General features: G+C 52.3%; 4 tRNA genes and 6 rRNA genes. All 10 read left to right on the top strand.

From position 1 onward, the window contains the following. Positions 1-457: 457 nt before the first annotated feature. The 10 genes from H5407_RS22880 (at position 458) to rrf (H5407_RS22835) (ending at position 11630) form a co-directional block, all read left to right on the top strand. Positions 458-1986 (top strand): 16S ribosomal RNA (locus H5407_RS22880). Positions 1987-2171: 185 nt separating this feature from the next. Continuing rightward, a tRNA-Ile gene (locus H5407_RS22875) sits at positions 2172-2248 on the top strand. 22 nt (positions 2249-2270) lie between these two features. After that, positions 2271-2346: transfer RNA gene (locus tag H5407_RS22870), tRNA-Ala, on the top strand. A 335-nt stretch (positions 2347-2681) separates the two neighbouring features. Next, a 23S ribosomal RNA gene (locus tag H5407_RS22865) occupies positions 2682-5559 on the top strand. 162 nt (positions 5560-5721) lie between these two features. Continuing rightward, positions 5722-5834 (top strand): 5S ribosomal RNA (rrf, locus tag H5407_RS22860). Positions 5835-6253: 419 nt separating this feature from the next. Next, a 16S ribosomal RNA gene (locus H5407_RS22855) occupies positions 6254-7782 on the top strand. Positions 7783-7967: 185 nt separating this feature from the next. Beyond that, positions 7968-8044 (top strand) — tRNA-Ile (locus H5407_RS22850). A 22-nt stretch (positions 8045-8066) separates the two neighbouring features. After that, positions 8067-8142 (top strand) — tRNA-Ala (locus H5407_RS22845). A 335-nt stretch (positions 8143-8477) separates the two neighbouring features. Beyond that, a 23S ribosomal RNA gene (locus tag H5407_RS22840) occupies positions 8478-11355 on the top strand. A 162-nt stretch (positions 11356-11517) separates the two neighbouring features. Beyond that, a 5S ribosomal RNA gene (rrf, locus tag H5407_RS22835) occupies positions 11518-11630 on the top strand. Together the 16S, 23S and 5S rRNA genes with 4 tRNA genes alongside form the textbook arrangement of a ribosomal RNA operon. The last annotated feature ends 71 nt before the right edge of the window (positions 11631-11701 follow it).

Here is an 11701-nt window from a genome sequence, read left to right as displayed (position 1 = left end):
CAGGAATTTCTCTCGAATCTCTTGCGCAGGCCGAAAAAGCTGTGCTACAGTCTAAGGCTTCGCTGCTGATGCAGTGCTTTGAAACGAAGCGCGAACAGAGGCAGTGAAGACGCAAAAGGATTTCGATCCTGATGCGGGGCGGGAACTGAATGTTTCGCCGGGCGTTGAAAACTGTTGAAAAACAAATTTCAAAAAACGCTTGACGATACGAAAGAAATTCAGTCATAATCTCGCTTCTCTGCTGATGACAAGTCAGCGACGCGAACGAAGCGCAAGACATTGCGATGAGTTAAGCGGATGTTCTTTAAGAATTCACAGCCGATAAGCGTGGGCGTTTGAAGCGAAGTGCTGGTAGCCGGAGACGGATGCCAAGTCCTTCGGACTTTAAACGCTCACGGAAAGAGAATGAAGCTATGTAAATAGTCTTTGTTCGATTCCGTTGAGTAAATTCAAGATCGAACTGTAGAGTTTGATCCTGGCTCAGATTGAACGCTGGCGGCATGCCTTACACATGCAAGTCGAACGGTAACAGGCCGCAAGGTGCTGACGAGTGGCGAACGGGTGAGTAATGCATCGGAACGTGCCCAGTCGTGGGGGATAACTGCTCGAAAGAGCAGCTAATACCGCATACGACCTGAGGGTGAAAGCGGGGGACCGTAAGGCCTCGCGCGATTGGAGCGGCCGATGTCAGATTAGGTAGTTGGTGAGGTAAAGGCTCACCAAGCCGACGATCTGTAGCTGGTCTGAGAGGACGACCAGCCACACTGGGACTGAGACACGGCCCAGACTCCTACGGGAGGCAGCAGTGGGGAATTTTGGACAATGGACGCAAGTCTGATCCAGCCATGCCGCGTGCGGGAAGAAGGCCTTCGGGTTGTAAACCGCTTTTGTCAGGGAAGAAAAGGTTCCTTCTAATAAAGGGGACTCATGACGGTACCTGAAGAATAAGCACCGGCTAACTACGTGCCAGCAGCCGCGGTAATACGTAGGGTGCAAGCGTTAATCGGAATTACTGGGCGTAAAGCGTGCGCAGGCGGTTGTGCAAGACAGGTGTGAAATCCCCGGGCTTAACCTGGGAACTGCACTTGTGACTGCACGGCTAGAGTACGGTAGAGGGGGATGGAATTCCACGTGTAGCAGTGAAATGCGTAGATATGTGGAGGAACACCGATGGCGAAGGCAATCCCCTGGACCTGTACTGACGCTCATGCACGAAAGCGTGGGGAGCAAACAGGATTAGATACCCTGGTAGTCCACGCCCTAAACGATGTCAACTGGTTGTTGGGAGGGTTTCTTCTCAGTAACGTAGCTAACGCGTGAAGTTGACCGCCTGGGGAGTACGGCCGCAAGGTTGAAACTCAAAGGAATTGACGGGGACCCGCACAAGCGGTGGATGATGTGGTTTAATTCGATGCAACGCGAAAAACCTTACCTACCCTTGACATGCCAGGAATCCTGCAGAGATGTGGGAGTGCTCGAAAGAGAACCTGGACACAGGTGCTGCATGGCCGTCGTCAGCTCGTGTCGTGAGATGTTGGGTTAAGTCCCGCAACGAGCGCAACCCTTGTCATTAGTTGCTACGAAAGGGCACTCTAATGAGACTGCCGGTGACAAACCGGAGGAAGGTGGGGATGACGTCAGGTCATCATGGCCCTTATGGGTAGGGCTACACACGTCATACAATGGCCGGGACAGAGGGCTGCCAACCCGCGAGGGGGAGCTAATCCCAGAAACCCGGTCGTAGTCCGGATCGCAGTCTGCAACTCGACTGCGTGAAGTCGGAATCGCTAGTAATCGCGGATCAGCTTGCCGCGGTGAATACGTTCCCGGGTCTTGTACACACCGCCCGTCACACCATGGGAGCGGGTTCTGCCAGAAGTAGTTAGCCTAACCGCAAGGAGGGCGATTACCACGGCAGGGTTCGTGACTGGGGTGAAGTCGTAACAAGGTAGCCGTATCGGAAGGTGCGGCTGGATCACCTCCTTTCTAGAAAATGGTCGAGCACTTGATTGCTGCATGCAGCAGTTAAGCAGCGAGATCCAATGCACAGCGTCTTCAAGCGCCCACACTTATCGGCTGTAGAACAAAAGAACAGAAGAGTGTTTACACGTGAGCCTGCCGAGCTGGCCTTGACAGGTGAGCGCGTGAGGCAGGCTGACGATGCGAATCGTGGGTCTGTAGCTCAGTCGGTTAGAGCACCGTCTTGATAAGGCGGGGGTCGCTGGTTCGAATCCAGCCAGACCCACCACGAACTGCAGAGAAATCTGTACGGGGGATTAGCTCAGCTGGGAGAGCACCTGCTTTGCAAGCAGGGGGTCGTCGGTTCGATCCCGTCATCCTCCACCAATTCATGCTCGAGAGGGCGTGAGAGACACTCCAAGGTTGGCAAACCAGAGCATCAAGCGTGATGTTGTGGTTTGCCAGTCTTTGACTTTAATTAGTCGGCTGTTGTTCTTTAACAATTTGTAGAGTCGAATCAGCGTTGCTGATGGAAAGCAAGTCTTCGTAAAGGGGGATTTGCACCGTGCCATCAGCGACATTTGATTGCGTCAACGAACTTCAACTCTGAGCAATCAGAGAGTATGAAGAACGGCGAAACGCGAATACTCAAAACCCTCCATCGTGAATACAAGACGATGAGAGGCAGTCCTTGACGACATCGAATGATGTCAAAGTTATAGGGTCAAGTGACTAAGTGCATGTGGTGGATGCCTTGGCGATTACAGGCGACGAAGGACGTGATAGCCTGCGATAAGCTTCGGGGAGCTGGCAAATAAGCTTTGATCCGGAGATTTCCGAATGGGGAAACCCACCTCGCAAGAGGTAACGTATTCTGAATACATAGGGATACGTGGCGAACCGGGTGAACTGAAACATCTCAGTAGCTCGAGGAAAAGACATCAACCGAGATTCCGAAAGTAGTGGCGAGCGAAATTGGAGTAGCCCTCGTGTTTTAGCAGTTGGCATATCAGAACGGAATGGAAAGTCCGGCCATAGCGGGTGATAGCCCCGTATGAGAAATGTTGATTGTGGAACTAGGCACGAATAGAGTAGGGCGGGACACGTGAAATCCTGTCTGAACATGGGGGGACCATCCTCCAAGGCTAAATACTCGTAATCGACCGATAGTGAACAAGTACCGTGAGGGAAAGGCGAAAAGAACCCCGGGAGGGGAGTGAAATAGATCCTGAAACCGCATGCATACAAAAAGTAGGAGCCCGAAAGGGTGACTGCGTACCTTTTGTATAATGGGTCAGCGACTTACATTCAGTGGCAAGGTTAACCGAATAGGGAAGCCGTAGAGAAATCGAGTCCGAATAGGGCGTTCAGTCGCTGGGTGTAGACCCGAAACCAAGTGATCTATCCATGGCCAGGATGAAGGTACCGTAACAGGTGCTGGAGGTCCGAACCGACTAGTGTTGCAAAACTAGCGGATGAGCTGTGGATAGGGGTGAAAGGCTAAACAAACTTGGAAATAGCTGGTTCTCTCCGAAAACTATTTAGGTAGTGCCTCAAGTATTACCATCGGGGGTAGAGCACTGTTTAGGCTAGGGGGTCATGGCGACTTACCAAACCTTGGCAAACTCCGAATACCGATGAGTACAGCTTGGGAGACAGAGCACCGGGTGCTAACGTCCGGACTCAAGAGGGAAACAACCCAGACCGCCAGCTAAGGTCCCTAAAATTGGCTAAGTGGGAAACGAAGTGGGAAGGCTAAAACAGTCAGGATGTTGGCTTAGAAGCAGCCATCATTTAAAGAAAGCGTAATAGCTCACTGATCGAGTCGTCCTGCGCGGAAGATGTAACGGGGCTAAGCCAGTTACCGAAGCTGCGGATGCACAGTTTACTGTGCGTGGTAGGAGAGCGTTCTGTAAGCCTGTGAAGGTGTCTCGTGAGGGATGCTGGAGGTATCAGAAGTGCGAATGCTGACATGAGTAGCGTTAAAGGGGGTGAAAAGCCCCCTCGCCGTAAGCGCAAGGTTTCCTACGCAACGTTCATCGGCGTAGGGTGAGTCGGCCCCTAAGGCGAGGCAGAGATGCGTAGCTGATGGGAAACAGGTCAATATTCCTGTACCGATCAATAGTGCGATGTGGGGACGGAGAAGGTTAGCTCAGCCGGGTGTTGGAAGTCCCGGTTCAAGCATGTAGGCGTGCCCTCTAGGCAAATCCGGAGGGCTTAGCTGAGGTGTGATAACGAGTCTGCTTGCAGACGAAGTGAGTGATACCCTGCTTCCAGGAAAAGCCACTAAGCTTCAGCTATTGACGACCGTACCGCAAACCGACACTGGTGCGCGAGATGAGTATTCTAAGGCGCTTGAGAGAACTCTGGAGAAGGAACTCGGCAAATTGACACCGTAACTTCGGAAGAAGGTGTGCCTTTAGTAGGTGAAGTTGTACAAACGAAGCCCAATGAGGCCGCAGAGAATCGGTGGCTGCAACTGTTTATTAAAAACACAGCACTCTGCAAAGACGAAAGTCGACGTATAGGGTGTGACTCCTGCCCGGTGCTGGAAGATTAAATGATGGGGTGCAAGCTCTTGACTGAAGTCCCAGTAAACGGCGGCCGTAACTATAACGGTCCTAAGGTAGCGAAATTCCTTGTCGGGTAAGTTCCGACCTGCACGAATGGAGTAATGATGGCCACACTGTCTCCTCCAGAGACTCAGCGAAGTTGAAATGTTTGTGATGATGCAATCTCCCCGCGGAAAGACGGAAAGACCCCATGAACCTTTACTGTAGCTTTACATTGGACTTTGAACAGATCTGTGTAGGATAGGTGGGAGGCTTTGAAACCTGGTCGCTAGATCAGGTGGAGCCGACGTTGAAATACCACCCTGGTGTGTTTGAGGTTCTAACCTTGGCCCGTTATCCGGGTTGGGGACAGTGTATGGTGGGCAGTTTGACTGGGGCGGTCTCCTCCCAAATCGTAACGGAGGAGTTCGAAGGTACGCTAGGCACGGTCGGAAATCGTGCTGATAGTGCATAGGCATAAGCGTGCTTGACTGCGAGACTGACAAGTCGAGCAGGTACGAAAGTAGGACTAAGTGATCCGGTGGTTCTGTATGGAAGGGCCATCGCTCAACGGATAAAAGGTACTCTGGGGATAACAGGCTGATACCGCCCAAGAGTTCATATCGACGGCGGTGTTTGGCACCTCGATGTCGGCTCATCTCATCCTGGGGCTGTAGCCGGTCCCAAGGGTATGGCTGTTCGCCATTTAAAGAGGTACGTGAGCTGGGTTTAAAACGTCGTGAGACAGTTTGGTCCCTATCTTCCGTGGGCGCTGCAAGATTGAGAGAGCCTGCTCCTAGTACGAGAGGACCGGAGTGGACGCACCTCTGGTGTACCGGTTGTCACGCCAGTGGCATCGCCGGGTAGCTATGTGCGGAAGAGATAACCGCTGAAAGCATCTAAGCGGGAAACTCGTCTCAAGATGAGTCTTGCCGGGGCCTTGAGCCCCCTGAAGAGTCGTTCGAGACCAGGACGTTGATAGGCTGGGTGTGGAAGCGCAGTAATGCGTTAAGCTAACCAGTACTAATTGCTCGTGAGGCTTGACCCTATAACTTTGACTTCACAGTCGAAGTGACGGTATTCAAGTGACGTCGTTCTTCAGAAGTCTGAAGACGCAATCAAATACAAACGCTGATTCAAGCAGAACACAAACTTCTGCAACTCTACAAATTGGGCTTGCTGCTCTCAGCAGCAGGCCACAAAGTTTAAGCCTGATGACCATAGCGACTTGGTCCCACTCCTTCCCATCCCGAACAGGACAGTGAAACGAGTCAGCGCCGATGATAGTGCGGATTCCCGTGTGAAAGTAGGTCATCGTCAGGCTAATATCCCGAGACGCCCGGTCGTGTGACCGGGCGTTTCTATCTGTGCACGCAGATACAAGCATTGCTCGCAGTGCTTGCATGTGCTGGTGCAGCCTGGTGAGAGCCAGGGCCCAGAGCAAAGCGAGGCCGCTTGCGAGACGAAAAATCTTCGCAATAGGTGTTGACGATGACAAAAAAGTCGTTCATAATCTCGCTTCTCTGCTGATGACAAGTCAGCGACGCGAACGAAGCGCAAGACATTGCGATGAGTTAAGCGGATGTTCTTTAAGAATTCACAGCCGATAAGCGTGGGCGTTTGAAGCGAAGTGCTGGTAGCCGGAGACGGATGCCAAGTCCTTCGGACTTTAAACGCTCACGGAAAGAGAATGAAGCTATGTAAATAGTCTTTGTTCGATTCCGTTGAGTAAATTCAAGATCGAACTGTAGAGTTTGATCCTGGCTCAGATTGAACGCTGGCGGCATGCCTTACACATGCAAGTCGAACGGTAACAGGCCGCAAGGTGCTGACGAGTGGCGAACGGGTGAGTAATGCATCGGAACGTGCCCAGTCGTGGGGGATAACTGCTCGAAAGAGCAGCTAATACCGCATACGACCTGAGGGTGAAAGCGGGGGACCGTAAGGCCTCGCGCGATTGGAGCGGCCGATGTCAGATTAGGTAGTTGGTGAGGTAAAGGCTCACCAAGCCGACGATCTGTAGCTGGTCTGAGAGGACGACCAGCCACACTGGGACTGAGACACGGCCCAGACTCCTACGGGAGGCAGCAGTGGGGAATTTTGGACAATGGACGCAAGTCTGATCCAGCCATGCCGCGTGCGGGAAGAAGGCCTTCGGGTTGTAAACCGCTTTTGTCAGGGAAGAAAAGGTTCCTTCTAATAAAGGGGACTCATGACGGTACCTGAAGAATAAGCACCGGCTAACTACGTGCCAGCAGCCGCGGTAATACGTAGGGTGCAAGCGTTAATCGGAATTACTGGGCGTAAAGCGTGCGCAGGCGGTTGTGCAAGACAGGTGTGAAATCCCCGGGCTTAACCTGGGAACTGCACTTGTGACTGCACGGCTAGAGTACGGTAGAGGGGGATGGAATTCCACGTGTAGCAGTGAAATGCGTAGATATGTGGAGGAACACCGATGGCGAAGGCAATCCCCTGGACCTGTACTGACGCTCATGCACGAAAGCGTGGGGAGCAAACAGGATTAGATACCCTGGTAGTCCACGCCCTAAACGATGTCAACTGGTTGTTGGGAGGGTTTCTTCTCAGTAACGTAGCTAACGCGTGAAGTTGACCGCCTGGGGAGTACGGCCGCAAGGTTGAAACTCAAAGGAATTGACGGGGACCCGCACAAGCGGTGGATGATGTGGTTTAATTCGATGCAACGCGAAAAACCTTACCTACCCTTGACATGCCAGGAATCCTGCAGAGATGTGGGAGTGCTCGAAAGAGAACCTGGACACAGGTGCTGCATGGCCGTCGTCAGCTCGTGTCGTGAGATGTTGGGTTAAGTCCCGCAACGAGCGCAACCCTTGTCATTAGTTGCTACGAAAGGGCACTCTAATGAGACTGCCGGTGACAAACCGGAGGAAGGTGGGGATGACGTCAGGTCATCATGGCCCTTATGGGTAGGGCTACACACGTCATACAATGGCCGGGACAGAGGGCTGCCAACCCGCGAGGGGGAGCTAATCCCAGAAACCCGGTCGTAGTCCGGATCGCAGTCTGCAACTCGACTGCGTGAAGTCGGAATCGCTAGTAATCGCGGATCAGCTTGCCGCGGTGAATACGTTCCCGGGTCTTGTACACACCGCCCGTCACACCATGGGAGCGGGTTCTGCCAGAAGTAGTTAGCCTAACCGCAAGGAGGGCGATTACCACGGCAGGGTTCGTGACTGGGGTGAAGTCGTAACAAGGTAGCCGTATCGGAAGGTGCGGCTGGATCACCTCCTTTCTAGAAAATGGTCGAGCACTTGATTGCTGCATGCAGCAGTTAAGCAGCGAGATCCAATGCACAGCGTCTTCAAGCGCCCACACTTATCGGCTGTAGAACAAAAGAACAGAAGAGTGTTTACACGTGAGCCTGCCGAGCTGGCCTTGACAGGTGAGCGCGTGAGGCAGGCTGACGATGCGAATCGTGGGTCTGTAGCTCAGTCGGTTAGAGCACCGTCTTGATAAGGCGGGGGTCGCTGGTTCGAATCCAGCCAGACCCACCACGAACTGCAGAGAAATCTGTACGGGGGATTAGCTCAGCTGGGAGAGCACCTGCTTTGCAAGCAGGGGGTCGTCGGTTCGATCCCGTCATCCTCCACCAATTCATGCTCGAGAGGGCGTGAGAGACACTCCAAGGTTGGCAAACCAGAGCATCAAGCGTGATGTTGTGGTTTGCCAGTCTTTGACTTTAATTAGTCGGCTGTTGTTCTTTAACAATTTGTAGAGTCGAATCAGCGTTGCTGATGGAAAGCAAGTCTTCGTAAAGGGGGATTTGCACCGTGCCATCAGCGACATTTGATTGCGTCAACGAACTTCAACTCTGAGCAATCAGAGAGTATGAAGAACGGCGAAACGCGAATACTCAAAACCCTCCATCGTGAATACAAGACGATGAGAGGCAGTCCTTGACGACATCGAATGATGTCAAAGTTATAGGGTCAAGTGACTAAGTGCATGTGGTGGATGCCTTGGCGATTACAGGCGACGAAGGACGTGATAGCCTGCGATAAGCTTCGGGGAGCTGGCAAATAAGCTTTGATCCGGAGATTTCCGAATGGGGAAACCCACCTCGCAAGAGGTAACGTATTCTGAATACATAGGGATACGTGGCGAACCGGGTGAACTGAAACATCTCAGTAGCTCGAGGAAAAGACATCAACCGAGATTCCGAAAGTAGTGGCGAGCGAAATTGGAGTAGCCCTCGTGTTTTAGCAGTTGGCATATCAGAACGGAATGGAAAGTCCGGCCATAGCGGGTGATAGCCCCGTATGAGAAATGTTGATTGTGGAACTAGGCACGAATAGAGTAGGGCGGGACACGTGAAATCCTGTCTGAACATGGGGGGACCATCCTCCAAGGCTAAATACTCGTAATCGACCGATAGTGAACAAGTACCGTGAGGGAAAGGCGAAAAGAACCCCGGGAGGGGAGTGAAATAGATCCTGAAACCGCATGCATACAAAAAGTAGGAGCCCGAAAGGGTGACTGCGTACCTTTTGTATAATGGGTCAGCGACTTACATTCAGTGGCAAGGTTAACCGAATAGGGAAGCCGTAGAGAAATCGAGTCCGAATAGGGCGTTCAGTCGCTGGGTGTAGACCCGAAACCAAGTGATCTATCCATGGCCAGGATGAAGGTACCGTAACAGGTGCTGGAGGTCCGAACCGACTAGTGTTGCAAAACTAGCGGATGAGCTGTGGATAGGGGTGAAAGGCTAAACAAACTTGGAAATAGCTGGTTCTCTCCGAAAACTATTTAGGTAGTGCCTCAAGTATTACCATCGGGGGTAGAGCACTGTTTAGGCTAGGGGGTCATGGCGACTTACCAAACCTTGGCAAACTCCGAATACCGATGAGTACAGCTTGGGAGACAGAGCACCGGGTGCTAACGTCCGGACTCAAGAGGGAAACAACCCAGACCGCCAGCTAAGGTCCCTAAAATTGGCTAAGTGGGAAACGAAGTGGGAAGGCTAAAACAGTCAGGATGTTGGCTTAGAAGCAGCCATCATTTAAAGAAAGCGTAATAGCTCACTGATCGAGTCGTCCTGCGCGGAAGATGTAACGGGGCTAAGCCAGTTACCGAAGCTGCGGATGCACAGTTTACTGTGCGTGGTAGGAGAGCGTTCTGTAAGCCTGTGAAGGTGTCTCGTGAGGGATGCTGGAGGTATCAGAAGTGCGAATGCTGACATGAGTAGCGTTAAAGGGGGTGAAAAGCCCCCTCGCCGTAAGCGCAAGGTTTCCTACGCAACGTTCATCGGCGTAGGGTGAGTCGGCCCCTAAGGCGAGGCAGAGATGCGTAGCTGATGGGAAACAGGTCAATATTCCTGTACCGATCAATAGTGCGATGTGGGGACGGAGAAGGTTAGCTCAGCCGGGTGTTGGAAGTCCCGGTTCAAGCATGTAGGCGTGCCCTCTAGGCAAATCCGGAGGGCTTAGCTGAGGTGTGATAACGAGTCTGCTTGCAGACGAAGTGAGTGATACCCTGCTTCCAGGAAAAGCCACTAAGCTTCAGCTATTGACGACCGTACCGCAAACCGACACTGGTGCGCGAGATGAGTATTCTAAGGCGCTTGAGAGAACTCTGGAGAAGGAACTCGGCAAATTGACACCGTAACTTCGGAAGAAGGTGTGCCTTTAGTAGGTGAAGTTGTACAAACGAAGCCCAATGAGGCCGCAGAGAATCGGTGGCTGCAACTGTTTATTAAAAACACAGCACTCTGCAAAGACGAAAGTCGACGTATAGGGTGTGACTCCTGCCCGGTGCTGGAAGATTAAATGATGGGGTGCAAGCTCTTGACTGAAGTCCCAGTAAACGGCGGCCGTAACTATAACGGTCCTAAGGTAGCGAAATTCCTTGTCGGGTAAGTTCCGACCTGCACGAATGGAGTAATGATGGCCACACTGTCTCCTCCAGAGACTCAGCGAAGTTGAAATGTTTGTGATGATGCAATCTCCCCGCGGAAAGACGGAAAGACCCCATGAACCTTTACTGTAGCTTTACATTGGACTTTGAACAGATCTGTGTAGGATAGGTGGGAGGCTTTGAAACCTGGTCGCTAGATCAGGTGGAGCCGACGTTGAAATACCACCCTGGTGTGTTTGAGGTTCTAACCTTGGCCCGTTATCCGGGTTGGGGACAGTGTATGGTGGGCAGTTTGACTGGGGCGGTCTCCTCCCAAATCGTAACGGAGGAGTTCGAAGGTACGCTAGGCACGGTCGGAAATCGTGCTGATAGTGCATAGGCATAAGCGTGCTTGACTGCGAGACTGACAAGTCGAGCAGGTACGAAAGTAGGACTAAGTGATCCGGTGGTTCTGTATGGAAGGGCCATCGCTCAACGGATAAAAGGTACTCTGGGGATAACAGGCTGATACCGCCCAAGAGTTCATATCGACGGCGGTGTTTGGCACCTCGATGTCGGCTCATCTCATCCTGGGGCTGTAGCCGGTCCCAAGGGTATGGCTGTTCGCCATTTAAAGAGGTACGTGAGCTGGGTTTAAAACGTCGTGAGACAGTTTGGTCCCTATCTTCCGTGGGCGCTGCAAGATTGAGAGAGCCTGCTCCTAGTACGAGAGGACCGGAGTGGACGCACCTCTGGTGTACCGGTTGTCACGCCAGTGGCATCGCCGGGTAGCTATGTGCGGAAGAGATAACCGCTGAAAGCATCTAAGCGGGAAACTCGTCTCAAGATGAGTCTTGCCGGGGCCTTGAGCCCCCTGAAGAGTCGTTCGAGACCAGGACGTTGATAGGCTGGGTGTGGAAGCGCAGTAATGCGTTAAGCTAACCAGTACTAATTGCTCGTGAGGCTTGACCCTATAACTTTGACTTCACAGTCGAAGTGACGGTATTCAAGTGACGTCGTTCTTCAGAAGTCTGAAGACGCAATCAAATACAAACGCTGATTCAAGCAGAACACAAACTTCTGCAACTCTACAAATTGGGCTTGCTGCTCTCAGCAGCAGGCCACAAAGTTTAAGCCTGATGACCATAGCGACTTGGTCCCACTCCTTCCCATCCCGAACAGGACAGTGAAACGAGTCAGCGCCGATGATAGTGCGGATTCCCGTGTGAAAGTAGGTCATCGTCAGGCTAATATCCCGCCAAACCCCCGGTCCCGCAAGGATCGGGGGTTTTGCTTTTGGGATTCCAGAAATCACCTCT

It is taken from the genome of Mitsuaria sp. WAJ17, assembly GCF_014174515.1.
GTDB lineage: Bacteria > Pseudomonadota > Gammaproteobacteria > Burkholderiales > Burkholderiaceae_C > Roseateles_B.
Note: the sequence above shows the minus strand (reverse complement) of the source record. Positions and strands in the feature narration are given on the sequence as shown.